This window comes from Stenotrophomonas sp. 10N36, assembly GCF_056395005.1.
Map to the genome: position 1 here is coordinate 144,170 of NZ_JBFTIS010000015.1, position 25,798 is coordinate 169,967.

At 67.6% G+C, this 25,798-nt stretch carries 20 protein-coding genes and 1 pseudogene; 8 read left to right on the forward strand and 13 right to left on the reverse strand.

Translation table 11 applies throughout. The annotated features are described in order from the left end of the window. The first annotated feature begins 71 nt into the window (after positions 1-71). Positions 72-1,559 (forward strand): DUF2235 domain-containing protein, encoded by a 1,488-nt coding sequence (locus tag AC1DCJ_RS14980; protein WP_478071301.1) that lies wholly within the window; start codon positions 72-74, stop codon positions 1,557-1,559. A 49-nt stretch (positions 1,560-1,608) separates the two neighbouring features. On the opposite strand, the gene AC1DCJ_RS14985 is transcribed toward AC1DCJ_RS14980, so the two are convergent. From AC1DCJ_RS14985 to AC1DCJ_RS15015, 7 genes are all read right to left on the reverse strand, one after another. Continuing rightward, a complete protein-coding gene (locus AC1DCJ_RS14985) occupies positions 1,609-2,460 on the reverse strand; it encodes a ferritin-like domain-containing protein (RefSeq protein ID WP_478071302.1) in 852 nt (283 codons plus the stop codon). A 10-nt stretch (positions 2,461-2,470) separates the two neighbouring features. Further along, complete coding sequence (gene purF / locus AC1DCJ_RS14990) at positions 2,471-3,937, reverse strand: amidophosphoribosyltransferase (RefSeq protein ID WP_478071303.1); 1,467 nt, start codon at positions 3,935-3,937, stop codon at positions 2,471-2,473. A 29-nt stretch (positions 3,938-3,966) separates the two neighbouring features. Then, a complete protein-coding gene (locus AC1DCJ_RS14995) occupies positions 3,967-4,764 on the reverse strand; it encodes a CvpA family protein (RefSeq protein WP_478071304.1) in 798 nt (265 codons plus the stop codon). 55 nt (positions 4,765-4,819) lie between these two features. Next, positions 4,820-5,875 (reverse strand): SPOR domain-containing protein, encoded by a 1,056-nt coding sequence (locus AC1DCJ_RS15000; RefSeq protein ID WP_478071305.1) that lies wholly within the window; start codon positions 5,873-5,875, stop codon positions 4,820-4,822. 107 nt (positions 5,876-5,982) lie between these two features. Continuing rightward, positions 5,983-7,257, reverse strand: coding sequence for a bifunctional tetrahydrofolate synthase/dihydrofolate synthase (gene folC / locus AC1DCJ_RS15005; RefSeq protein WP_478071306.1), 1,275 nt, complete (start codon positions 7,255-7,257; stop codon positions 5,983-5,985). Positions 7,258-7,303: 46 nt separating this feature from the next. Next, positions 7,304-7,948 (reverse strand): histidine phosphatase family protein, encoded by a 645-nt coding sequence (locus AC1DCJ_RS15010; RefSeq protein ID WP_038690206.1) that lies wholly within the window; start codon positions 7,946-7,948, stop codon positions 7,304-7,306. 323 nt (positions 7,949-8,271) lie between these two features. Further along, positions 8,272-10,434 carry a S46 family peptidase gene (locus AC1DCJ_RS15015; RefSeq protein ID WP_478071307.1) on the reverse strand — a complete coding sequence of 721 codons (2,163 nt, stop codon included), beginning with the start codon at positions 10,432-10,434 and terminating at the stop codon, positions 8,272-8,274. Positions 10,435-10,865: 431 nt separating this feature from the next. On the opposite strand from AC1DCJ_RS15015, the gene tdh reads away from it, so the two are divergent. Next, positions 10,866-11,888 carry an L-threonine 3-dehydrogenase gene (tdh, locus tag AC1DCJ_RS15020; RefSeq protein ID WP_038690209.1) on the forward strand — a complete coding sequence of 341 codons (1,023 nt, stop codon included), beginning with the start codon at positions 10,866-10,868 and terminating at the stop codon, positions 11,886-11,888. 193 nt (positions 11,889-12,081) lie between these two features. Here the strand turns inward: tdh and AC1DCJ_RS15025 are convergent, their stop codons facing one another. Further along, the gene (locus tag AC1DCJ_RS15025) at positions 12,082-12,783 is read right to left on the reverse strand and encodes a TorF family putative porin (protein ID WP_137190938.1); all 702 of its coding nucleotides are present in this window, start codon (positions 12,781-12,783) and stop codon (positions 12,082-12,084) included. A gap of 193 nt (positions 12,784-12,976) precedes the next feature. Between AC1DCJ_RS15025 and kbl the strand changes: the two genes are divergently transcribed. Continuing rightward, the gene (gene kbl, locus AC1DCJ_RS15030) at positions 12,977-14,188 is read left to right on the forward strand and encodes a glycine C-acetyltransferase (protein WP_478071308.1); all 1,212 of its coding nucleotides are present in this window, start codon (positions 12,977-12,979) and stop codon (positions 14,186-14,188) included. Positions 14,189-15,024: 836 nt separating this feature from the next. Here the strand turns inward: kbl and AC1DCJ_RS15035 are convergent. The 4 genes from AC1DCJ_RS15035 to AC1DCJ_RS15050 form a co-directional block, all read right to left on the reverse strand. Then, positions 15,025-15,369 carry a hypothetical protein gene (locus AC1DCJ_RS15035; RefSeq protein ID WP_313247214.1) on the reverse strand — a complete coding sequence of 115 codons (345 nt, stop codon included), beginning with the start codon at positions 15,367-15,369 and terminating at the stop codon, positions 15,025-15,027. A 92-nt stretch (positions 15,370-15,461) separates the two neighbouring features. Further along, positions 15,462-16,295: a pseudouridine synthase gene (locus tag AC1DCJ_RS15040; protein WP_478071309.1), complete on the reverse strand. Its 834-nt coding sequence runs from the start codon at positions 16,293-16,295 to the stop codon at positions 15,462-15,464. 19 nt (positions 16,296-16,314) lie between these two features. Continuing rightward, complete coding sequence (locus AC1DCJ_RS15045; protein WP_137190941.1) at positions 16,315-16,824, reverse strand: hypothetical protein; 510 nt, start codon at positions 16,822-16,824, stop codon at positions 16,315-16,317. A gap of 616 nt (positions 16,825-17,440) precedes the next feature. Beyond that, positions 17,441-18,532: an OmpA family protein gene (locus AC1DCJ_RS15050; RefSeq protein WP_478071310.1), complete on the reverse strand. Its 1,092-nt coding sequence runs from the start codon at positions 18,530-18,532 to the stop codon at positions 17,441-17,443. Between the two features lie 368 nt (positions 18,533-18,900). Here AC1DCJ_RS15050 and AC1DCJ_RS15055 point away from each other — a divergent pair, with 368 nt between their 5' ends. The 5 genes and pseudogenes from AC1DCJ_RS15055 to AC1DCJ_RS15075 all read left to right on the forward strand — a co-directional run bounded on the left by AC1DCJ_RS15055 (position 18,901) and on the right by AC1DCJ_RS15075 (position 24,145). Continuing rightward, on the forward strand, positions 18,901-19,923 hold the full coding sequence (locus AC1DCJ_RS15055; protein WP_478071311.1) for a zinc-binding alcohol dehydrogenase family protein: 1,023 nt from the start codon (positions 18,901-18,903) through the stop codon (positions 19,921-19,923). A 107-nt stretch (positions 19,924-20,030) separates the two neighbouring features. After that, on the forward strand, positions 20,031-20,645 hold the full coding sequence (gene yczE / locus AC1DCJ_RS15060) for a membrane protein YczE (protein WP_478071312.1): 615 nt from the start codon (positions 20,031-20,033) through the stop codon (positions 20,643-20,645). A gap of 113 nt (positions 20,646-20,758) precedes the next feature. After that, positions 20,759-22,693, forward strand: a pseudogene (locus AC1DCJ_RS15065) (oxidoreductase); the annotation flags it as partial. 291 nt (positions 22,694-22,984) lie between these two features. Continuing rightward, positions 22,985-23,443, forward strand: a complete 459-nt coding sequence (locus AC1DCJ_RS15070) for a cell wall hydrolase (RefSeq protein WP_038690229.1) — start codon at positions 22,985-22,987, stop codon at positions 23,441-23,443. A gap of 90 nt (positions 23,444-23,533) precedes the next feature. After that, positions 23,534-24,145, forward strand: a complete 612-nt coding sequence (locus tag AC1DCJ_RS15075) for a glutathione S-transferase N-terminal domain-containing protein (protein ID WP_137190946.1) — start codon at positions 23,534-23,536, stop codon at positions 24,143-24,145. Between the two features lie 557 nt (positions 24,146-24,702). On the opposite strand, the gene AC1DCJ_RS15080 is transcribed toward AC1DCJ_RS15075, so the two are convergent. After that, entirely contained in the window at positions 24,703-25,761 is a 1,059-nt protein-coding gene (locus tag AC1DCJ_RS15080) for a suppressor of fused domain protein (protein WP_478071313.1), read from the reverse strand. Between the last annotated feature and the right edge of the window lie 37 nt (positions 25,762-25,798).

Consider the following 25,798-nt stretch of genomic DNA (forward strand, 5'->3'; position numbering starts at 1 on the left):
CGCGGTTCAGCGACGTCGCGTCCGTGTCGTTTTCGCGCTAACGTCGTCACATCCACTGGGAACAGACGGCCATGGCAGGACAGCCCCCTCCGGCAACGACAGCGACGCTATCGCTGCAGATCGGCCTGTTCTTCGACGGCACCCGCAACAACGCCGACAACCTGTTGCGCGCGTCACGCCCGCCCGGCAGCACCACCCCCACCGCACGACCACCGGCACCGCTGGTGGCCGATGACGCCTCGCCCTACCAGAGCCGGCTGACCAGCAGCTACAGCAACGGGCTGACCAACATCGCGCGGCTGCATGCGTTGTATCCCGACGACCGCGCACAGCCGGCGCGCGGCCCGGTGGTGTCGCTGGCCATCTACATCGAAGGCGCCGGCACCCGCACCGGCAGCGATGACGACCTGATGGGCCTGGCCTTCGGCATCGGGCGCACGGGGGTGCGTGCCAAGGCGCGGCGGGCGCTGGACGAGCTGCTGCCCGATGCACTGCGGGCGCTGGCGCGTACCCATCCGCAGGCGGTGCTGGAGACGCTGCAGATCGACCTGTTCGGTTTTTCGCGCGGCGCGGCGTCCGCACGCGATGCACTCACTCGGCTCAACCGCGCCGACGGCCGCGCGTGGTTGCGCGAACAGGTGCGCCGCACCGGCTGGCAGGTGGCCAATGAGGCGGTCGTGCCCGCACGGCCGGCGCGGTTTGTCGGGCTGTTCGATACGGTGGTGGCGATCAACCCGCAGCAGCGCGACGAACTGCCCGATGTCGCGCTGCCGGCCGGGTGCGCTGCCAAGGTGCTGCAGATTGCCGCGCGCGACGAACACCGTTACCACTTCGCGCTGACCTCGGTCGCACCGCAGCATGAAGAGATCGCCCTGCCCGGCGTGCACGCCAACATCGGCGGCGGCTACGACCAGCGCGTCGAAGGGCCCAAGCTGCTGACCCGCCCGCTCGGCCAGCGCGTTACAGGGCACGGCCTGGCCGACACCGAGGTGCCGCCGCTGCACCTGCTACAGGGCACCCAGGTGTACCGGCAGGCGCTGGCGGCGTGCCAGCGTTGGCAAGCCGCGCTGGGATTGGGCGATGACGCGGTGTGGGTGGATGTGTGGCACCGCTGGCAGGCGCAGCGGGTGGCCGGCAGTGCCAGCGTGCTGCCGCAGTGGGTGCTGTATGCGCATGCGGCGGTGGTGTTGAAGCGCGACATCGACGGGCGCTACCAGTGGGTGGCCTTGCGGTTGATGCAACAGCGTGCGGCCGCGGCCGGCGTGCGCTGGTTGGCCGATGCCGATGACGTGGCCGCGCTCACCCTGCCCGACGTGCTAGTGCCGATCGCAGCGCGGCTGTTGTCGGGCCAGGCGTTGGATGCGGCACAGGAACAGCTGCTGCGGCAGCACTACCTGATGCAGTCGGCGCATTGGAATTTCGATGCGCTGGGCGATACCGCGCTGTTGTACGCCGCCGATGAAGGCACGCGTGAATTGCCGTATCGCCCCGGGCCGGGGCTGTTCTACATCAACCGGCCCACCGAGGACGGCAAACGCGTGGTGTTGCCAAACGCGTGATCTACGTGCAGCCACCCAACGTGATGCGCCAGCCGCACCCGGTGTGGGTTTACCGCACCGGGCCGCTGGTGCGGCCGGCCTGCTCGATCAGGTTGGCCAGTTCTTCTTCGTCGAACCCAGCCAGCAGGCGCGCCTCCAGGTTGAAGGGCCCATACAGGAAGCCGCCGGCGTACTCGTTCAACAGCGCGATGAAACGTTCGCGCGGTTCGACCCCGGCGCGCTTGCAGTACCAGTGATACCAGCGCGATCCGGCGGCCACGTGCGCCACTTCCTCGCGCAGGATGATCTCCAGTACATCGGCGGTGGCGTGGTCATTGGCCGACCGCAGCTTATTGATCATGCCCGGGGTGACATCCAGCCCGCGGGCCTCCAGCACGCGCGGTACCAGCGCCATCCGCGACAGCCCATCGTGCGCGGTCTTCTCACACATTTCCCACAGGCCGTTGTGCGCGTCGAAATCGCCGTAGTCGAATCCCAGCGCCTGCAGCCGCCCGTGCAACAGCATGAAATGGCGCGACTCGTCGTCGGCCACGCTCACCCAGTCGGCATGGAACGCACCGGGCAGGCCACGGAAGCGGTAGACCGCGTCCCAGGCCAGGTCGATGGCGTTGAGTTCGATATGGGCGATGGCATGGATGAACGCCGCGCGCCCCTCCACACTGCCCAGCCCGCGTTTGGGCAGGTCGCGCGGGTGCACCAGGTGCGGCCGGGACGGCCGGCCCGGCATGCGGATCGGTGCGGGTGGTGCGGCATCGGCGCGGGCCTTGAGCTGGCCCGCACGGAACTGCACCGCGTAGGCCTGGGTCAGCGCGACCTTGTGCAGCGGGTTCGTTGCGGCCAGGCACTGCTGCGCGGCACGCAGCAGGTCACCGGCCGCCTCCAGCGGCAACTGCTCGGCCATCGGTGCACCCTCAGGCGCGGCGCTTGTGCTTGGCATCGTCCGAGCGCAGCTGCTGGATGCGCTCGAAGTACCCCGGCTCGATACCGGTCGGGTAGATGCCGTTGAAGCACGACGAATCGAAGGCCTTCAGCTCCGGGTTGCCTTCGCGCACCGCCGCTTCCATGTCTTCGATGTCCTGGTAGATCAACCAGTCGCAGCCCAGGTGCTTTTCGATGTCTTCAATGCTGCGGTTGTGCGCCACCAGTTCTTCGGCGGCCGGCATGTCGATGCCGTAGATGTTGGGGTAACGCACCGGCGGCGCGGCGCTGGCCAGGTACACCTTGCGCGCACCGGCGTCGCGCGCCATCTGCACGATCTGCTGGCTGGTGGTGCCGCGCACGATCGAGTCATCCACCAGCAGCACCACGCGGTTGCGGAACTCCAGGTGGATCGGATTGAGCTTGCGGCGCACCGATTTCACGCGCTCGCCCTGCCCCGGCATGATGAAGGTGCGGCCGATGTAACGGTTCTTGATGAAGCCTTCGCGGTACTTCACCCCGAGCGTGTTGGAGATCTCCAGCGCGGCGTCGCGCGAGGTGTCCGGGATCGGGATGATGGTGTCGATGTCGTGGTCCGGGCGCAGGCGCAGGATCTTCTCGCCCAGCTTGATGCCCATGCGCATGCGCGCCTTGTGCACCGACACGTTGTCGATCATCGAATCCGGGCGTGCGAAGTACACGTACTCGAAGATGCACGGGCTGTGCTCGACCGGTTCGGCGCAGACTTCGGAGAACAGCTCGCCACGCGCGGTGATGACCAGCGCTTCACCCGGGCGCACATCGCGCACGCGCTGGAAGCCCAGTACGTCCAGCGCGGCCGATTCGGAGGCCACGATGTATTCGTCGCCTTCGGCGTGGGCGCGCTTGCCCAGCACCAGCGGGCGGATGCCGTGCGGGTCGCGGAAGGCGACCAGGCCCAGGCCCAGCACCACGCTGATCACCGCATAGCCGCCCTTGACGCGGCGGTGCACGGCGGCCACGGCGCGGATCGCCGCTTCCGGGGTCAGCTGGCGCTGCGCGTCCAGTTCGAAGGCGAACACGTTCAGCAGCACTTCGCTGTCCGAATCGGTGTTGACGTTGCGGCGGTCCTGTTCGAACACCTGCTGGCGCAGGGCTTCGGTATTGATCAGGTTGCCGTTGTGGGCCAGCGCGATGCCGTACGGCGAGTTCACGTAGAACGGCTGCGCCTCGTCCATGCCTTCCGAACCGGCGGTCGGGTAGCGCACGTGGGCGATGCCGACGCGGCCTTCCAGGGTCGACATCCGCTTGGCGTCGAACACGTCGCGGACCAGGCCGTTGGCCTTCTGCACGCGCAGCCGCGTGCCGTCGGCGGTGGCGATGCCGGCCGCGTCCTGGCCACGATGCTGGAGGACGGTCAGGCCGTCATACAACTGCCCGGCGACGTTCTGGTTGCCGACGATTCCGACGATGCCACACATGGTGCGAATCTCCGCTGGGCTGTGCCCATCTACAGTGAAGGTGGCCGTGCCTGGCCGGGGGACCCGTTCCGTGCCGGAACAGGCTGATCCGGGCGCACGCGCGCCGGATCGTTGTGCTGCGAGGAACCTGGGCTGCCGCTGCGCGCCCCCACGTCGGTGGGGTCTCCCGCCTGCTGCGGGGTTTCATCCAGTGGTCGCGGCCATCCGCGCCCTGCCAGCAATCCGCCAAGCACGCCATTATCGCCTGTCAGGCCCGGCTTGCCCAACTCCGCGCCGGGCAGTTGCGCCGCATTCACCTCCGGCAACGCCGCCGGCAGGCCGGCCAGGCCCTGCAGGGCGTCCACCCCGGGCAGCTGCGGTAGCTCGGGCATGCCCGGCATGCGCGCCTGCAAGCAGGCCACGCCGGGGTCGAGCACGCCCCGCAGTTGCGAGTCGCGCCAGCTGGGTTCATTGGCCATCGGGGTGTAGGACGCCGCCAACAACAGCACGCAACCGATCACCGCGCCCCGGGCCACGCCCAGTACCCCGCCGAGCAGGCGGTCGGCACCGTTGAGACTGGTGGCCCGCACCAGCTGGCGGATCACCAGGCCGAGGGCCCACACCGCCACCATGACCAGCAGGAACACCGACACATAGCCGGCAATCACATGGCCGGTGCCGGGTTCGGCCGACGCCGCCCACCAGATGGCCGCGTCCTGCCCGAAGACCAGCGCGGCCCAGCCGCCCAGCACCCACGACGCCAGGCTGATGACGATGCTGACAAAGCCGCGCAGCACGCCCAGCAGGGCCGACAGGGCGATCACCACCAGCAGGGCGATATCGATCATGCGCGCCCCCGGCATCGGGGCCGTGCGGGCTCAGGGCGCGCGGACGCGTGCGGCATCAGGGATGCGGCCGGACCATGCCTGCCACGCCCACCTTGGACGCCACCTGGGCCTTGAGGTTTTCGGCGTCGGCGCGGTTGGCGACCGGACCGACACGGACGCGGTTGAGCGTGCCCTTGTCGGTGCGTACCTGTTCCACGAACGCGCTGAACCCGGCCGCGCGGACCTTGTCGCGCAGCGCATTGGCTTCGGCGGCCTGACCGAACGCGCCCAGCTGCACGGCGAACCCGATGCTGCTGGCGGCCGGCGCCGCCGGGGTGGCCACCGGCTTGGCGGCGGCGGTTGCCGCCGGATCCGGCTTGGCCGGCTCGGGCTTGGCCGGCTCGGGCTTGGCCGGGGCCGGCTTGGGCTCAGGCTTGGGCGCCACCGGCTTGGTCGCGGCGACCGGCTCCGGCGGCAGCGCTTCGGTCTTGACCGCGGCGCTGGACGGCGCGGCGGCCGCGCTGGACGCAGTGGCAGGGGCGGCAGTGGCGGCCGGCGTCGGCGTCGGGGCAGCGGCCACGGCCGTGTCGGCGCGTGCGTCCAGCGTCACCACTTCAGCCTTGACGTCGTTGCGCACCTTCACCGCCTGCAGGCGGGCGGCTTCGGCCTGGGCGCGATCGGCATACGGGCCGACGCGCACGCGCCACGCCTGGCGGCCGTTGATGGTGGCCGGTTCGGCAAACCCGGGCAGCTGCGATTTCTTCAGGTAGGCGATCACCGCATCGGCATCGGCCTGGCTGCCATAGGCGCCAAAGCTGACCGCGAAGTTGCCGGCCGCCACCGCGGGCGAGGTATCGGCTGCGGCGGCCGCCGGGGTGGCGGCGTCCACGCCATCCTGCAGCGGCTGGGTGGTCGATGCCCCCTGCAGGCCTGTGGCCGCACCGGTGGGCGCGACCAGCGGCAGTTCGCGGGTTTCGAACTGGCCGTCCGACGGCGCTGCCGGCGCACTGATGGGCACGCTGGCCACGCCACTGTCAGGCGCGGGGCCTTTGACCAGCATGGGCAGGAAGATCACAGCCAAAGCCACCAGAACGATGGCACCAATCAGTCGCTGTTTCAGAGGAGTATCCACGGAAGGCAGGCAGGGCGGCGCGGCGGAATGCCACGGCGATTATACGGGTGTCGGCGTGAGCGGCGACGGTGGCGGCTGAACGGCCGCAGCGCGATGAAAAGCGTGACTCAGTCGGCTGCGTCCAGCCACTGCAGCGCCTGTGCGGCGGTATGGAACGAGCCGAACACCAGCACCCGGTCGCCGGCGGCGGCGGCAGCCAGCGCGGCCTCCAGCGCATCGGCCACGGTGGCGTGCTGCTGGGCGGCGGCGGCAGCGGTGTCGTGCAGGCGTGCCTGCAGCGCCTGCGCGCTCTGCGCGCGGGCACCGTCCAGGCCGGCCAGGTGCCAGTCATCCACCTGCCCGCCCAGCGCCTCGACCACGCCGGCCGCATCCTTGTCCTGCAGGGCGGCAAACACCGCCCGGGTGCGTCCGGCCACCGGTGCGGCCTTCAGTGCGGCCGCCAGTTCACGCGCGGCCTGCGGGTTGTGGCCCACATCCACCAGTACGTCCACGCCAGTGCGTTGCACGCTCTCCAACCGGCCGCGGATGCGCGCGTTGGCCACGCCTTCGGCGATGGCCGCGCGCGGCAGCGGCTTGTCCAGGGTGCGCAGCGCGGCGATCGCCGAGGCGGCATTGCGCAGCTGGATCGGCCCGCGCAGTGCCGGCGTCGGCAAGTCGATGCTGAACCCCACATCGCGCCAGCGCCACTGCTGCGCGTCGATGACGTCGGCGAAGAAATCGCTGCCGCCGCGGATCGCGTTGGCCCCAAGCAGGTAGGCACGTGCGAGCACGCTGGACGGCGGATCCGTTTCGCCCAGGATCACCGGCTTCCAGCCGCGGATGATGCCGGCCTTCTCCACGCCGATCGTTTCGCGGTCCTCGCCCAGCCACTCGCTGTGATCGATGTCCACGGTGGTGATCACCGCGACGTCGCTGTCGACGATGTTGACCGCATCCAGGCGCCCGCCGAGGCCGACTTCCAGCACCGCCAGGTCGAGCCCGGCCTGCGCGAACAGGTACAGCGCGGCCAGCGTGCCGTACTCGAAATAGGTCAGCGTGGTGCTGCCGCGTGCGTCTTCGATCGCATTGAACGCGGCCATCAGCGCCTCGTCCGTGACGTCCTGCCCATCGATGCGCACGCGCTCGTTGTAACGCAGCAGGTGCGGCGAGGTGTACGCGCCCACCTTCCAGCCGGCGGCCCGCGCGATCGCCTCGATGAAGGCCACCGTGGAGCCCTTGCCGTTGGTGCCGCCCACGACCACGGTGTGCGCGCCCGGCTGCGCCAGCCCCAATGCCTGCGCGACGCTGCGCACGCGCTCCAGACCCATGTCGATGGTGGCCGGGTGCTGCTGCTCGATGTGGCTGAGCCAGGCGGAAAGGGTCTGCGGTCGGGCGGTGGTCATGGGCATTGGATCAGTGGGGCGAACGACGGAATGGGACGCGGGACGGTTACAGCGCGCGGTGCTTGGCTTCGCCGAAGAACGGGGTGTGATGCGCGCAGTCGTTCAGGCGCACCAGTTCGAGCTGGTCCAGGTCGGCACCTTCGAGCAGGTTCAGCGTGGTCGGGGCCTGGCGGAAGGTCCACAGGCGCGACAGCGGCAGGCCGAGGATGCGGCACAGGATCACGCGGTTGACGGCGTCATGGGCGACCACCAGCAGGGTGTCATGCTCGCCCAGGCCTTCGGCGGCACGCGCCAGGCCACGCCAGCTGCGCTCCAGCACCAGGCGCAGCGATTCGCCACCGGGCATCAGCACGGTATCGGGCTCGTCGCGCCAGGCCTGCAGGCGCGACGGGTCTTTTTCATGGATTTCGCTGGCCAGCAGCCCTTCCCACTCACCGTGCGCGATCTCCTGCAGCTCCGGTTCGGTCAGCAGCATCGACGCGCGTTCGGCGCCCAGCGCCAGTTGCGCGGTGCGCTGCGCACGCGACAGCGGCGATGCCACCGCGCGGGTGATATCCACCGACTTCAGGCGCTCCCCGAGGGCCTGGGCCTGGGCTTCGCCGATCGGCGACAACGGGATATCGATCTGGCCCTGGTAACGGCCTTCGGCATTCCACGGCGTTTCACCGTGGCGGGCAAGCAGGATGCGCATGCGTACTGGGAGTCCTTGGGGGGAGGAAGGCTGTCGCAATCGTTCACATGACGTGAATGAGCACGCAGCACCGCATGATACCCGGTAGATGCCGACCGTTGGTCGGCATGCCGCCTCGGCCCTGAACCGGCTGCATGCCGACCAACGGTCGGCATCTACCGGATGGGTGTGGGTCGCCTGCATGCCGACCAACGGTCGGCATCTACGCGGATCGGTGTGGGTCGGCATCTGCCGCCGGTAGGTGCCGACCGTTGGTCGGTACGCGCGGCACGCCCGATCCCCCAACGCAAAACCCCGCGGCTTTCGCCGCGGGGTTTTGGGGGTCACTTCGCCAGGTTCAGCTCTTTCAGCAGCTGCGGCGCGGGCGCCACTTCCTGCATGATCCACTGCATGTAGCGGCTGTCCACCGCGATCATGCGGGTCATAACCGGGTCGAACACCCAGTTGGAGCTCACCGACTCCCAGTTGCCATCGAAGGCCAGGCCCACCAGCTTGCCGTGCGCATCCAGCACCGGCGAGCCGGAGTTGCCGCCGGTGATGTCCAGGTTCGACAGGAAGTTCACCGGCACCGAGCCAATCCGCTTGTCTTCCAGGCCGCCGTAACGCTTGGCCTTGACCGCATCCAGCAGCGCCTTGGGCGAGTCGAACGGATCCACGCCGGTTTCCTTGGCAGCCACGCCTTCCAGGGTGGTGAACGGGGTGTACTTCACGCCGTCCTTGCCATAGCCCATCACGTTGCCGAAGGTGATGCGCAGCGACAGGTTGGCATCGGGGTAAACGAAGCCGCCCTTGCTCTTCTTGTAGTCGGCCACGGCCTGCAGGTACAGGGGGCGGGCGGTCAGCGATTCGCCTTCGCGGATCTTCTTCTGCTCTTCCTGCTTGAGCAGCGACGGCATCGCCGCCACGGCGTACTGGATGGCCGGATCGGTGCTGGCCTCGAAGGCCGCGCGGTCGGCCTTGAACCAGGTCAGGCGCTTGTCCAGGCTGCCCAGTTCGGTGCCGCCCAGCTTGGCCACCAGCGCCTTGACCGCAGCGGCATCACTGCCGGCCAGCCACGTGTTGAGCACCTCATTGCTGCGCTGGTCGGCCGGCAGGGCGACGTACTGGTCCAGCCAGTAGCTCTGCAGCTGCTGGTCCATCTTCGCCACGTAACGGCGATCCATCTGCTTCAGGCCGCCTTCGATGGTGGTCAGGTCGCGTTCCTGGAAGCCCGCTTCACGCTCGGCATCCGGCTTGGCGCGCTCGATCGACAGGCGATACAGCGAAAGGGCCGCGCCCACCGCCGAGGTGCTGTTGAACTGGCTCACGAACAGGTCGCGCTCGCGCGTGGCCTTGCTGGTATCCAGGTGCTTGATCAGCTGCGCGTGCGCGGCCAGCGCCGGCTTGCCTGCGGCGCCCTGCTGCTTCAGCCAGGCCAGCACGGCCGCTTCCTCGGCCTTCTTCTGGCCGGCCGCGTCGATCCGCTTGAAGCCTTCCAGCTGGCCGACGTAGTTCTTGGCCACGTTGTTCATGCTGGCCGCGGTGGCGGCGTACTTCACCTTGATGTCGGCGTCGGCCTTGCCGGCCTCGTCGATCATCTTCAGCACCGCGTTGTAGTGCTGGGCGATGGTCGGGTAGGTCCAGCCGGCGGTTTCGTTGAACTCACCGGCCAGCGCGTAGCGGTTGGTGCGGCCCGGGTAGCCGGCCACCATCACGAAGTCGTCGGCGCCCAGCGGCTGGTCGGCGAATTTCAGGAAGTGCTTGGGTTGGTAGGGCACGTTGTCGGCCGCGAAGGCCGCCGGCTTGCCGTCCTTGCCCACATAGGCGCGGTAGAACGAGAAATCGCCGGTGTGGCGCGGCCACATCCAGTTGTCGACGTCGCCGCCGAACTTGCCCACGCTGCCCGGGGGCGCATAGACCAGGCGCACGTCCTTGATTTCCATGTTGCGGAACAGGCGGTAGGTGTTGCCACCGGAGAAGCTGAAGAGACGGCAGCGGAAACCGGCGTCGGCTTCACACGCGGCGGTCTGCGCCTTGTCGAAGGCATCCAGCGCGCGCGTGCGGGCCAGCGGGTCCTTGCCGGCGGCGGCGATCGCGGCCTTGGCCTGCGCGGTCACATCGGTGATCTGGTCGAGCACGAACACGCGCGCATTCGGGCCGGCGCTCAGTTCATCCTTCAGGGTCGGCGCATTGAAGCCGTCCTTGATCAGATTCTTCTCGGCGGTCGAGTTCAGCTGGATCGCGCCGTACGCGCAATGGTGGTTGGTCACCACCAGGCCCTGCGGAGACACGAAGCTGGCCGTGCAGCCGCCCAGTGCCACCACCGCGCCCATCGGGTCGCCGGTGAGGTTGGAAATCTGCTCGGCGGACAGCTTCAGCCCGGCCTGCTTGAGCGGCCCGGCAATCTCCGGCAGCTGCTGCGGCACCCACATGCCTTCAGCGGCATGGGCGACCTGGACCAGCCCAAGGCTGGCGACGACGGAGAAAGCGAGCAGGTTCGAGCGCATTGAGCAGCCCCTGGTGAAAGAACCGCCGAGTGTAGCCCAGCCCCCTGCCCCGGCCCGAAGCCCGGAAGTCATGGGGCAGCCGGGCAGAGCCCGGCTCTACGCCCTCCGCGGGCACGGACAGCCGGCTGGAGGTGGCGGGCCGCCCTGCCAGCCGGGCAGAGCCCGGCTCTACGCCCTCCGCGGGCACGGATAGCCGGCTGGAGGTGGCGGGTAGGCCGGTGCAGGACCGTTGAGCCGCATGGATGCGGACCACGAGCCCCCATGGACGGGTTCACGGCGTGTCCTGCACCGGCCTGCCCGCCACCTCGCTCGCCAGAAGCAGGCGCTGCCGCCCCGCTAAACCACCCGCAATGCAACATGGGAAACCCGCCCGCGGCCCTATAATCCGCGTTTTCCCCCAGACGAGTTCCACCCCGATGGCGCAGCAAACAATGAAGGCCCTGGTCAAGCGTGAAGCCGCCAAGGGCATCTGGCTGGAAGAAGTTCCGGTCCCCACCCCGGGCCCGAACGAGGTCCTGATCAAGCTGGAAAAGACCGCCATCTGCGGTACCGACCTGCACATCTACCTGTGGGACGAATGGAGCCAGCGCACCATCAAGCCGGGCCTCACCATCGGCCACGAATTCGTCGGCCGCATCGCCGAGATCGGCCCCGGCGTCACCGGCTATGAAGTCGGCCAGCGCGTCTCGGCCGAAGGCCACATCGTCTGCGGCCACTGCCGCAACTGCCGTGGCGGCCGCCCGCACCTGTGCCCCAACACCGTCGGCATCGGCGTCAACGTCAACGGTGCCTTCGCCGAATACATGGTGATGCCGGCCAGCAACCTGTGGCCCATCCCCGACCAGATCCCGTCCGAACTGGCCGCCTTCTTCGATCCGTACGGCAACGCCGCGCATTGCGCGCTGGAGTTCAACGTCATCGGCGAAGACGTGCTCATCACCGGCGCCGGCCCCATCGGCATCATCGCCGCGGGCATCTGCAAGCACATCGGTGCGCGCAACGTGGTGGTCACCGACGTCAACGACTTCCGCCTCAAGCTGGCCGCGGACATGGGCGCCACCCGCGTGGTCAACGTGTCCAACACCTCGCTCAAGGACGTCATGAAGGACCTGCACATGGAGGGCTTCGACGTCGGCCTGGAAATGAGCGGCAACCCGCGCGCCTTCAACGACATGCTCGACTGCATGTACCACGGCGGCAAGATCGCCATGCTCGGCATCATGCCCAAGGGCGCCGGCTGCGACTGGGACAAGATCATTTTCAAGGGCCTGACCGTACAGGGCATCTACGGTCGCAAGATGTACGAGACCTGGTACAAGATGACCCAGCTGGTGCTGTCCGGTTTCCCGCTCGGCAAGGTGCTCACCCACCAGCTGCCGATCGACGATTTCCAGAAGGGCTTCGACCTGATGGAACAGGGCAAGGCCGGCAAGGTGGTGCTGAGCTGGAATTGAGGCAGCGCGCCGTTGGCGCGCCGGTCGGTGTCACGACCAACGGTCGTGACCTACCAGGTAGGTACCAACCGCTGGTCGGTACGCGCCTCAGCCGTGGCATGACCCCGGTAGATACCGACCGTTGGTCGGTACACGCCCCGCAAACGAAAAAGGCGCCTTTCGGCGCCTTTTTCATGTCCATCGCAGCGTCAGGTCATTTGCCCACGGCCACGGTGAACACCACGCGGTTGTCCGCCAGCTTGCCGTTGTTGTCGCGACCAGCGCCATCGGTACCGTGGTACCCCAGGCCCAGGTTGAACAGGCCGAACTGGCGGCTCACGCCGACGTTGAAGTCGGTGTAGTCCTTGCCGAAATCGGTCTCGAGCGAGGTACGGCCCACGTTCGCGCTCAGGGTGAAATCATTGGGCAGGCCCCACTCGCCGCCCACCGCGTAATACCAGCTCTTGGTATCGGACCCGGACAGGTCGTCGGTGTAGGCCACCGTCAGCTTGTACTGCTCGGCGAAGGTGGTGGTGGTGATCAGCTCGTTGTAGTTCAGCTCGCTGGCGCCCGGGTAGGTGTAGCGGTTGAGCAGCACGTCGAAATTGACGCCGTCGGTGACATCCACCCCGTAGCCGATCAGGTAGTCGATCTCGGTGCTCGGGTCGCCCGGCCCGAAGTCCACGCCCGAGCCCCACACGCCCGCGTACAGGCCCACCGGCGAGGTATAGGTGAAGCCGGCCTGCAGGGTCGGATCCTCATCGGTCTGGGACACACCACGGAACACGTAGTCCGATACGGCGGTGACGTTCCAGCTGAACGGCGATTCGGCCTCGTCCTGGGCGCTGGCGGCAAACGGGGCAAGCAGGGCGGCGCAGAGCACAGCGGCGGCGGTACAGCGCGTGGCGTGGTTCATGCGGGGTCTCTCCGGGACGTGGGGTGGGCAGTGCAGCGGGGTTTACGGTTTTTTAACCTGATTGATATTGCGATGCAACAATCACGTGTGCAACCGTTTCGCCCACCATCGGCCTGGCAAGACCCCGCCCGCGCCCCCGGGCCCGGCGCCGACAGGTAAAATCCCGGTTTTCCCGTGCCGAAGACTGCCTGCCATGAGCGACGCCACCTCCGCCCCGCTGACCCAGCACTACGTTGAAGAACTGGAGGCGATCCGCGCCCAGGGCCTGTTCAAGTCCGAACGCATCATCACCAGCCCGCAGTCGGCCGAGATCACCCTGGACGATGGCCGCAAGGTGCTGAACTTCTGCGCCAACAACTACCTGGGCCTGGCCGACCACCCCGACCTGATCCAGGCGGCCAAGGACGCGCTGGACAGCCACGGCTTCGGCATGGCCTCGGTGCGCTTCATCTGCGGCACCCAGGACCTGCACAAGCAGCTGGAACAGCAGATCGCCGCCTTCTTCGGCAAGCAGGACACCATCCTGTACGCGGCCTGCTTCGATGCCAACGGCGGCCTGTTCGAGCCACTGCTGGGCGAGAACGACGCGATCATCTCCGATGCGCTGAACCACGCCTCGATCATCGACGGTGTGCGCCTGTGCAAGGCCAAGCGCTTCCGCTACGCCAACTGCGACATGGCCGACCTGGAAGCCCAGCTGCAGGCCGCCGATGCCGCCGGCTGCAAGACCAAGCTGATCACCACCGACGGCGTGTTCTCGATGGACGGCTTCATCGCCCCGCTGGACGAGATCACCGCGCTGGCGAAGAAGTACAACGCGCTGGTCCACATCGACGAATGCCATGCCACCGGCTTCCTCGGCGCTACGGGCCGTGGCTCGGCCGAGGTCAAGGGCGTGCTGGAGAAGATCGACATCATCACCGGCACCCTTGGCAAAGCCATGGGCGGCGCGCTGGGCGGCTTCACCTGCGCCAGCGCCGAAGTGGTCGAACTGCTGCGCCAGCGCTCGCGCCCGTACCTGTTCTCCAACTCGCTGCCGCCGCACGTGGTCGCCGCCGGCATCAAGGCGTTCGAGATGCTGGCCGCCGCCGACGACCTGCGCAGCACCCTGGCCGAAAACACTGCCTACTTCCGCGAGAAGATGACCGCCGCCGGTTTCGACGTGAAGCCGGGCGTGCACCCGATCAGCCCGGTGATGCTGTACGACGCGCCGCTGGCGCAGAAGTTTGCTGAGCGTTTGCTGGAAGAAGGCATCTACGCGATCGGCTTCTTCTTCCCGGTGGTGCCCAAGGGCCAGGCGCGCATCCGCACCCAGATCAGCGCCGCGCACACCCGTGCCCACCTGGACCGCGCGATCGATGCGTTCACCCGCATTGGTGTGGAGCTGGGTGTGATCAAGGGCTGAGCGCTTTAGCCGACCAACGGCCGGCTCTACCGGCGTTGCGGGTCATGGACATCGGACACGCGCATGACCGGGGTGGATACGACCATTGCGGATCATGGACATCCGACACGGGTGCATGACCGGGGTGGACCCGACCGTTGCGGGTCATGAACATCCGACACGCGCGCGTAACCGGGGTAGAGCCGACCGTTGGTCGGCTGCCCTTCGTCGTGGGTCATGAACATCTGAACACGCGCCTGGCCAGGTAGAGCCGACCGTTGGTCGGCTGCCTTTCGTTGTGGGTCATGAACATCTGAACACGCGCCTGGCCGGGTATAGCCGACCGTTGGTCGGCTGCCTTTCGTTATGGGTCATGAACATCTAAACACGCGCCTGGCCAGGTAGAGCCGACCGTTGGTCGGCTGCCCTTCGTCGTGGGTCATGAACATCTGAACACGCGCCTGGCCAGGTAGAGCCGACCGTTGGTCGGCTGCCCTTCGTTGGGCGTCATCAACATCCGGCCAAAGGGGCACGCGGGCGTGCCCCAGCCGACCAACGGTCGGCTCTACCGGCGGTGTGGGTCATGAACGTCTGACACGGGGGCACGCGGGCGTGCCCCAGCCGACCAACGGTCGGCTCTACCGGCGGTGTGGGTCATGAACGTCTGACACGGGGGCACGCGGGCGTGTCCAGCGGACCAACGGTCGGCTCTACCGGCGGTGTGGGTCATGAACGTCTGACACGGGGCACGCGGGCGTGCCCCAGCCGACGAACGGTCGGCTCTACCGGCGTTGCGTGCGCATGAACGGGGTTGACCCGGCCGTTGCGGGTCATGGACATCCGCCCCGCGCGCCGGGTTATTTCTTCTTTTTCTTCTTGTCCTTGGCCTGTTCCTTGCTGGCCACCACCACCGGGGCAGCGACCGGGCGGTCCTGGCCGTTGCCCTTGGCCACGCGGATGCCGTTGGCCTTCATCCATGCATCGAACTCGTCGGCGGACATCTTCTTGTCGCCGTTGCTCATCATGAAGCGGTAGCTGCCGCGGCCGTCGAGTTCAGGCGTCGTGACTTCCACCACCTTGTCAGCCGCCGGCGCGTCCGCCTTGGCGGTGTGCTTGTGTCCGCCGCAGGCAGTCAGCAGCGCGGCCGATGCCAGCAGGCAGGCGCCGCGGAACAGGGAAAAGTTGAGGCGTTGGGCGTGCATGGGGGAATCTCCCGGGAGTGAATGGAACGTCGGGTACAAGGCCATCCATTGCCCGGTTCGGTTGGCCTGCCACGCACGGGCAGGCCAGGAAATCACGGCGGGGCCACGGCACCGTCGGCCGCGGCATACAGCAGTTCGAGGTCGTGCGCGCTCAGTTCGCGCCAGGTGCCCTTGCCCAGCGCACCCATCGGCAACTGCCCGATGGCCACGCGCACCAGGCGCAGCACGTTGATGTCGAATGCGGCGAGCAGGCGGCGGATATGCCGGTTGCGGCCCTCCTCCAGCACCACTTCGACCCAGGCGGTCTTGTCACCGCTGCGCAGCAGGGTGGCGCGGCGCGCGCGCAGAAGCTCGCCCTCGTCCTCCACGCCGGTGCACAGCGCCTGCAGCTGCGCCGCATCGGGAATGGCGTCGATCTGGACGTGGTAGGTCTTGTCCGGACCGGTGGTGGGGTCTGTGAGGCGCGCGGCCCACTGCGGGTCGTTGCTGAACAACAGCAGGCCTTCGCTGGCCTTGTCCAGGCGCCCGACCGGGGCGATCCACGGCAGGCCGGCACCATCGAAGCAGCGGTAGACGGTGTCACGGCCCTGCTCGTCCTGCGCGGTGGTGACCAGGCCGCGGGGCTTGTTGAGCATCAGGTGGATGCGGCGCGGCGCGTCCAGCGGCTGGCCATCGACGCGCACATGGTGGCGACCGTCGATGATGGGAAATTCGGGGTTGTTGATGACGCGGCCATCGACGGTGACGCGCCCGGCCTGGATCCAGCGCGCGGCTTCGGTGCGCGAACACAGCCCGGCCTTGGACAGGACGCGGGCCAGGCCATGGCGCGGCGCGCTGTCGGTGCGCGCTGCGCTTACCGGTGACGCACGCCGCTCGGGGCGGCGTGGTCGAGATGCAGGCGCGGCAGGGGGCCGGCGTGTGCTCATCGTGCTCCGCGCAGGCGGCTTACTTCTTCTCGCCCGGCTTGGTGTCAGCCGGTGCTTCGGCCGCGGCCGGGGCGGCAGCAGGAACCGGACGCGCCTTGACCACGCGCACGCCACGGGCCTTCATCCAGGCATCAAATTCTTCAGCGGTCATGCGCTTGCCGTTCTGGCTCATGTCGAAGCGCCACGGCGTGTTGTCGAATTCGGTAGCCGGCTTGTAGGCGGCCGGGTCGTTGGCCTTGATCGCCGGTGCGCCGGGCATGGCCTTGGCGATGTTCTGGCAGCCGTCGATGCGCAGGCGCTGCAGGACGCGATCAAGCGACTGCTGCTGGTCGAAGTTGGAGGTGAGCACGCCGGCAGGCATGCCGAGCTGCACATTCCGGATGTAAAGCTCTTCAGCGACCGGGGCAATCGCGGTGGCCGGCAGCGGCAGCGGCGAGGCGCTGATGGCATGCGCCGAGCAATCCACAGCTGCGTAGGCGGTGGGAACCAAGGCCAGGCCGAGCACGGCGGCCAGTGCGATACGCAGCATGGGATGCATCCAGGGAAAAGGGGCGACGCGGCGAGTTTAACAGCGCCACAACGGCTTTCAAGATCCCACATTCAATGAATACGGCAACTTGTTGGATTTATTGTTGATTTCTTGATCAAGAGCGTGAGGCCAAGATCAAGTGCGGGGCCCATCATGTCCGCTTGTCCCGGGCTGGGCTGGTAGGGGTGGGGTTGCGGGACACGCCGTAAATCCATCCCTGGAGGCTCCGTCGCCGCATCCATGCGGCTCAGGGTCCCGCAACCCCACCCCTACCAGCCTCCGACACATGGCTGGTGCGCACAGAAAAGACGGTGCGCGACGGCCCTGCCTGCTTTCGCTCGTCGCTTTTCATTGGCCACCGGCCCACTGTCGAGGGAGGGGGTGTGTGGGTTCGCGGGACCCTGAGCCGCATGGATGCGGCGACGGAGCTTACATGGACGTACTTGCAGCGTGTCCCGCGAACCCACACACCCCCGCCCAGCCTGGAAGCAGACGGCAACGACCGCTTTCTGGCTTTGGCTTTGGCTTTGGCTTTTGGCTTTTGACCTAAAAAAAAGACAAAAAAAAAGGGCCCGGCAATGCCGGGCCCTCTTCTGAGACTGTACTACCAGAAGGATTAGTTCTGGACGTTCAGCTCGGTACGACGGTTCTTTGCACGACCTTCCGGGTTGTCCGAGCCATCCGGGTTGGTGTTCGGCGCAATCGGACGGCTCTCGCCGTAGCCGATCGGGCCCACCAGACGCGAAGCGGACACGCCGTTCTTGGTCAGGTAGTCATACACGGTGGTGGCGCGACGCTCCGACAGCTTCTGGTTGTAAGCGTCGGTACCCTTCGAGTCGGTGTGACCGGCAACTTCAACACGCAGATCCGGGTAACGCTTCAGGATCTCGGTGGCTTCGCTCAGGATCGCCACGGCGTCCGGACGCAGGGTCGCCTTGTCGAAGTCGAAGTTCACACCCTTCAGATCGATCGACACCGGGACCGGGCAACCGTCCGGACCGATGGTCTGACCCGGCTGCGAATCCGGGCACTTGTCGTCGCAGTTGTTGACGCCGTCACCGTCGTCATCCAGGTCGGCGCAGCTCGGAGCAACCGGAGCCGGGGCAACCACAGCAGCGGTCGGGGCCGGGCCCAGCGGGATCACGACGCCGACCGAAGCCAGCACGTCGCCGAACCAGTCTTCCGACGGAGCGGAGATGCTCTGGTCGTCGAAGTCAGCGCGGTAGGCCACTTCGGCGCGGACAGCAACGCGCTTTTCGAAGGTGGTCTGCAGGCCGACGCCGAGCTTGGCGGCGAAGTTGCCGTCCTTGCGCTCACGCGGACCATTCAGGCTGTTGGCAGCGTACTCTTCTTCCGACTTCTGGTAGCCCAGACCCATCAGCAGGTACGGGTTCCAGCCACGGCCTTCAGAGATGAAGTGGCGACGCATGTCGACCGACACGCCGTACTGGCTCCAGTTCAGATCCTGGTTGGCGTCGAAGTTCGGGTTCTGGTAGTTCAGCTCGCCGTCCAGCGACCAGTTGGGGCTGATGAACTTACCGAGGCCCAGGGTCACGAACGGAGCGTCGTTGGTCAGACGGTCGTTATCCTGGAAGTTGAAGYCGGCCGAACCGGTCAGGTACCAGCGGTCGTCAAAATCCTGCGCCGATGCAGCCTGGGCGAAAGCCAGACCGCCCAGCAGCGCGGCAGTGAGGATCTTCTTGTTCATTGAGTACAGCTCCTATTTCGGGGGTATGAAACCGGTAGAGGCATGGGCCAGCACCTGCGTCGTTTTCAGACTGCCGATTCAGCACGCCACCGCCGCGAACATTATGCTCAGGAGGGTGAAGGTGATGTTAACAGTCACGTAACATGTGAAGACGACCGCCAGACCTCTACCGGCCCAGCTGGTGGCACCCTATACAGGTTGATGAAATTGCGCAAGACCCAGTAATGGCAAGGGATCCGACCCGATTTTGCTACCTGTGGACTGCGCCGTCGCAGTATTCCGCCAAAAATCCGCCCCCGCCTTGATTCAGCGCAAGAACAGCTTTGTTACCGGACGTATGATGGGGAACGTCCTGCACAGGAGCTGCCATGAAAGCCGTGGGTTTGCGCCAGTACCTGCCGATTGACGACCCCGCCGCACTGCTTGATCTGACCCTGCCCGACCCTGCCCCACCCACGGGTTCGGACCTGCTGGTGCGGATACAGGCCGTTTCCGTCAATCCGGTGGATACCAAACAGCGCGCGCCGCGCCCGGCGCAGGAAGATCCTCCGCGCATTCTTGGCTACGACGCGGCCGGCACCGTCGAGGCTGTTGGACCGGATGTCGTGGCCTTCGTTCCCGGCGACGAGGTGTATTACGCCGGCGATGTGACACGCCCCGGCAGCAACGCGCAATGGCACCTGGTTGACGAGCGACTCGTCGGGCGCAAGCCGACCACGCTGGATTTCGCCGACGCTGCCGCGCTCCCGCTGACTACGTTGACCGCCTGGGAACTGCTGTTCCAGCGCATGCCATTGCAGTTTGATGACCGTCGCCATGCCGGCCAGGTGCTGCTGGTCATCGGCGGTGCGGGCGGTGTTGGCTCCATCGCGATCCAGCTTGCCCGGCATGCCGGCTTCACCGTCGTCGCTACGGCCTCGCGCGCGAGCTCGGTGCAGTGGTGTCGACAGATGGGCGCCCACCATGTGGTGGATCACCATCAACCGTTGGCGCCACAGCTGCAGGCATTGGGCATCGCGCAGGTGCAGGTGGCACTCAACCTGGCCGACACCGACCGCTACTGGGACGTGCTGGGCGAACTGCTCGCACCACAGGGCCATGTCGGCCTGATTGTCGAACCGCGCGACGCCTTGCGCATCGGCGATCCCTATAAAGCCAAGTGCATCGGCATCCACTGGGAATTCATGTTTGCGCGCGCGAAGTTCCGCACCGCGGACATGATCGAACAGCATCGCATCCTGAACCGCGTTGCAAGCCTGGTTGATGCGGGTGAACTGCGCAGCACGCGCAGTACGCACGTTGGCCTGATCAACGCCGCCAACCTGCGCGACGCTCACCGGCAACTGGAAAGCGGTGGCACGGTCGGCAAGCTGGTGCTGGCCGGCTGGTAGAGGCCTGCGCCGGCGGCGCAGGTGTCGGCGCATATTGGCGTGCATCTGTATCTGTCCGGCGTGGCGGGCGCGCCCTACATTCAAGGGCCCCTCCGGTGACACCCGCCATGCCCACCTCATTCCCCCTGCGCCTGTTACAACTGTTGCTTGGCCTGTTCTTGTACGGCATGGGCGCGGCGGTGATGATCCGCGCCGCGATCGGGGTGGCGCCGTGGGATGTGCTGTCGCAGGGCATCGCATTGCAGACGCCGCTGTCGTTCGGCGTGGCCACCAACGTGATCGGCGCGCTGGTGCTGTTGCTGTGGTGGCCGATCCGGCAGAAGCCGGGGCTGGGCACGGTACTCAACGTCATGCTGATCGGCCCGAGCGCGCAGTTCGGCCTGTGGCTGCTGCCGGAGGTGCACGGGCTGGCGTGGCAGGTGCCGGTATTCGTCTGCGGCCTGCTGATGGTGGCCGTGGCCACCGGCCTGTACATCGGCGCACGTTTCGGCCCCGGCCCGCGCGACGGCCTGATGACCGGCCTGCACGCCCGTACCGGCTGGCCGATCTGGGTGGTACGCAGCCAGATCGAGGGCACCGTCCTGCTGATCGGCTGGTGGCTCGGCGGCAACGTCGGCGTGGGCACCCTCGCCTTCGCCCTGCTGATCGGCCCGCTCTGCGGCGTCACGCTGCCGCTGTTCGGGATCCACAAGCCCGCCCCGGCCACCGTCGCGGCACCGTAAGCCACGACCACCGCCGTGCCGACCAACGGTTGGCACCTACCCAATGCAGCGCGCGCGCCCCTCCGGAGAAAAGCCCCTTCTGTTGAAGGGGCGCGCCGACAGGCGGGGGTAGAGGAGGCATGCATCAGGGTCCAAGGTTCGCGCAGCGAACCTTGGAGCGAAGCGCGCAGGGYGCCGTGAAAGGGCCTTGCGCGCAAGGCCCTTTCACCGGCTTCGCACCGAACGTGGTCGGCTGGCTCAAGCCGTTCGGCGGCAAGCTGTCCTGGCCGTGGGAAGTGCGTCCGCACCGCCAGGTGACCGCCGCGGTGCACGACAACGGCGGCAAGATCTGCCTGCAGCTGCTGCACGCCGGGCGCTATGCCTACCACCCCCTGTCGGTGGCCCCCAGCAAGCTGAAGGCGCCGATCAATCCGTTCACCCCGCGCGCGCTGAGTGCCGGTGGCGTTGACCGCCACATTGCCGATTACGCGCGCAGCGCGCGGTTGGCGCGCGAGGCCGGCTACGACGGCGTTGAAGTGATGGGCTCGGAAGGCTATCTGATCAACGAGTTCATCGCCCCGCGCACCAACACGCGCACCGACCGCTGGGGCGGCGACGCCGCGCAGCGCATGCGCTTCGCGGTTGAAATCGTGCGCCGCATCCGCGAGGCCTGCGGCCCGGACTTCATCATCATCTACCGGCTGTCGCTGGTGGACCTGGTCGAAGGCGGCAGCAACTGGGATGAAATCGTGCAGCAGGCCAAGGCGATCGAGGCGGCCGGCGCGACGTTGATCAACGCCGGCATCGGCTGGCACGAAGCGCGCATCCCCACCATCGCCACCTCGGTGCCGCGCGCGGCGTTCGCCGGGGTCACCGCCAAGCTCAAACCGCATGTGCAGCTGCCGGTGATCGCCACCAACCGCATCAACATGCCCGACGTGGCCGAGCGCATCCTGGCCAGCGGCGGCGCGGACATGGTGTCGCTGGCGCGGCCGCTGCTGGCCGACCCGGAATGGGCCAACAAGGCCCGCGCCGGTCGCCCTGAAGCGATCAACACCTGCATCGCCTGCAACCAGGCCTGCCTGGACCACGTGTTCGAGAACAAGACCGCCAGCTGCCTGGTCAACCCGCGCGCCGTGCACGAGACCGAACTGGTCTACCGCCCGGTCACCGCCGCCAAGCGCGTTGCCGTGGTCGGCGCGGGCCCGGCCGGGCYGGCCTGCGCCACGGTCGCCGCCGAACGCGGCCACCAGGTGACCCTGTTCGACGCCGGCAGCGAGATCGGCGGCCAGTTCAACGTGGCCAAGCGCATTCCGGGCAAGGAAGAATTCCACGAGACCCTGCGCTACTTCCGCCACAAGCTGGAGCAGACCCGGGTCGAGGTGAAGCTGGACACCGTGGCCGATGTCGCCGGCCTGGCCGGTTTCGACGAGGTGGTGGTGGCCACCGGTATCACCCCGCGCCGGGTCGACTTCCCCGGTGCCGACCACCCCAAGGTGGTCAACTACCTGGACGTGCTGCTGGGCCGGGTCCAGGCCGGCGCGCAGGTCGCCATCATCGGCGCCGGCGGCATCGGCTTCGACGTGGGCGAGTTCCTGGTCCACGACGGCCCCTCCAGCGCGCTCGATCCCGCCCGCTGGATGGCCGAATGGGGTGTGGACCCCAGTTTTGAAGCCCGCGGTGCGCTCGCAAAGCCCGCGCCCGAAGCACCGGCGCGCAAGGTCTGGCTGCTGCAGCGCAGCCCGGGCAAGCCCGGCGCGCGCCTGGGCAAGACCACCGGCTGGATCCACCGCGCCACGCTCAAGGCCAAGGGCGTGACGATGCTGGGCGGCGTGGAGTACCTGGGCGTGGACGATGCGGGCCTGCGCGTGCGCATCGAGGGCCAGGAACAGACCCTGCCGGTGGATCACGTGGTGGTCTGCGCCGGCCAGGAACCGCGCCGCGATCTGCACGCCGCGCTGCAGGCAGCCGGGGTCAACGCGCACCTGATTGGCGGTGCCGACGTGGCCGCCGAACTGGATGCCAAGCGTGCGATCCACCAGGGCAGCCACCTCGCCGCGCAGCTCTGAAACGGGTCGCTGGCGACCTGAATACGGGTCCGGAAGCCCATTCCGGCCCGCGCTCCGAACCTGAATGTCAAGCTTTCAGGTTCAGGATGCATTGGGAAATGGCCCCCTATCGTGCGCCAACTTTCCCGCTCACCACCCAGTTCGAGTGAGCGCGCGGACCCCACGTCTTGTTCGGGTCCGCCCCCGGGCGACCCCGATGGTCGCCTCCCCATGACGCCAAGTCGTATCCCCGCCCCGTCCGTATGATCGGATGGACCAGCCAGGTGCGGCCTACACGGAGCAAGGAGATTTATGAAACTGGCCTGGATTCTCTGGCTGTCGCAGTTGTTGCCGCAGCCGGCCGCCGATTCGTTGTGCCTGAGCACGACTGTCTACCTGGAAGCGCGTGACCAGACCCTGCGCGGCCAGCAAGCCGTTGCCGAAGTGGCCCTGCGCCGCCTGGACAGTGGGCTGTGGGGCGACTCGATGTGCAAGGTGGTGACCGCGCGCAAGCAGTTCGCCCCGACCATCGTGGCGCCCGGCACCCAGCTGGGCAATGCCGACGCCTGGCAGGAAGCGATGACGGTGGCCTTCGATGCCGAGCGCAACTGGGCCCTGCCGGTGGGTGAGCGCAAGGAGATCGTGCCCGGTGCCAGCCACTTCGCGGCCCTGGCGATCGCCAACCCCAGCTGGCGCAATGCCTACCAGGTGGCCACGATCGGTGACCACACGTTCTATCGCGTGCAGAAACTCAAGCCGCGCACGTCGTAACGGTCTGTTACGGCCATACCGTTGAGGATGCGGGGCCTGCTCTGGAATAGTGGGCAGCTGACTTTCCACCCATCCGTCAACGGAGTTCCCATGAAGCTGTACAGCAAGCCCGGTGCCTGCTCCACCGCCGACCACATCGCCCTGCAGTGGACCGGCCAGCCGTTCGAGGTGGAACTGCTCGACAAGGACACGCTGAAGGCACCTGCGTTCCTGAAGATCAACCCGGCCGGTTCGGTGCCCGCGGTGGTCGATGGTGATTTCATCCTGACCCAGAACGCGGCCATCATGGGCTACATCGCCGACACCTACCCGCAGGCCGGCCTGGCCGGTGATGGCAGCGCCCAGCAGCGCGCCGAGGCCACCCGCTGGCTGTCCTTCGTCAACTCGGACCTGCACCCGGCGTTCAAGCCGCTGTTCGGCCCGGCCAACTTCATTGAAGACGACAGCCAGTACGACGCGCTCCGCGCCACCGCGCGCAAGCGCCTGCGCGGCCTGTTCGAGCGTGCCGACAAGCAGCTCGCCGACCGCCCGTGGCTGGCCGGGTTCCGCAGCTTCGCCGACCCGTACTTCTACATCACGCTGCGCTGGGCGGCTGGGGCGAAGATCGACCTGAGCGGATTGGACAACATCGCCGCGTTCAAGACCCGCATGGACGCCGATGCCGGCGTGCAGGCCACGCTGAAGGCCGAAGGCCTGAGCTGAGTCGTTCCACGCGACATATATATAAGCGAAGCGCCCGGCACTGCCGGGCGCTTTTTTTTTGGTTCTTCGCCCATCTGCGGGGMARGCAGAAAYGTGCCTTGRCRCTTTYCAGGSGCAGCCGTYGGCGGGCCGGGCGCTGGGCCCCSATGCCCTTTYCGGCGAATGTCCTCCGGCGTCGGCCTGCGGCCGCCCCCTCCCCCTTTATTTCGCCTCCAWGGGYATSGGSGCCCAGCGCCCGACCCACCGACAGCCAGGAAAAAGCGTGGCTTCCCCAACCTGTACCGCGAGCCGAGCCCCGTAGCAGCCGGTAGGCTCCTGAGCAAAATAAAGGAGGAGGCCGCCCCGCGGCCGGGGGACATTTGCGCCAGGGGCCTACCGGCTGCTACGGGGCCCTCACGCGCGCGACCGCCCCGATCGGGGACGCCAGCCGATCCAATCTGCGCCTTCTCTCAGATGGGAGAAGAACCTTTTTTTTGGGGCCCTGTCCCTCGGTAGAGCCACCCCATGGGTGGCTGCCCCCGAATCGGGCACCGCGCGCAGCCACCCGTGGGGTGGCTCTACCCGATGGTGCGCACCACGTTGCCCTGTGCGTCGCGCAGCTGGGTGGGCTCTACCCGGATGCGCAGGCGGCCACCGGGCAGCGGGTAAACGCCGCGCTGGGCGTGCAGGTGGTCCAGCAGCGCACGCAGGGTGGGCGGGCTGAGCACACAGCGCGCGCTGTCCGGCGCGATCTCCAGCTGGTCAGTCTCACCCGGCTCGAAGCGCCAGCTGCGCTGTGCGTTGAGCAGGGTCAGCGCGTGGCCGTGGTCCAGCCGCAGCGGCAGCAGCTCCAGCACCCCCGGCACCTGGCCGGCGCCCAGCACCAGTTCCACGCTGTCGCCTTCGTCCACCCAGTCCAGTGTTTCCAGGAACAACAGCCCGGTGGTGGAGCCGTCACGGGCACTGCCCGCCTCCACCTGCGCGGCCAGGGCCGGGTCGGCCAGCAGCGAACCGCGCTGCAGGTCGGTGATCCACAGCGGCATGGCCGGCAGCAGCGCATCCAGCACCTCCTGGGTGGACCAGCGCCGCACCGCCGCCATTTCGTCATCGGCCAGCCCGACGATCTGCAGGAAACGCACGCGGCCGTTGGGGGTGTCGCGCGGCGGCAGCTGCGGATCCTCCACCAGCGCCAGGTGGCGCAGCACGGTGTCGGTATCCAACGCGATCGGACCGTTGGCATCCAGGTGGTGCCCGGCCTCGAACACATTGCCGCTGCTGAAGACATAGCGCGCCAGGTTCTGCAGCAGGTTCATCGGCCACACCGGCGGCGCGTCGTCAGGCCCCTGCCCCGGCGCGGCGGCCAGGCGGAAGGTCAGCTCGAAACCGTAGCCACTGTCGGCCGCATCGTCACTCTGCTTGTCGTACAGCTCGGAGAAGCCATAGGTGACGTAATGCCAGTGCGGACGGGGCGATTCGGCCCAGTACACGCTGATCCCGTCCAGCGGGTCGTTGCCGCCCAGGGTGTGGGGCAACGCCGTACCGAAGTGCCGGGGTTCCTGCCCCGGGTACAGCGCGACCAAGGCCGCGTTGATGGCATCCCAACCGGGAGTGCCGTGGTCATCGTGCGTGGGGTCCATCGCGGTGCTCCTGCAGGTGTAGCCGGGCAAGGTAACG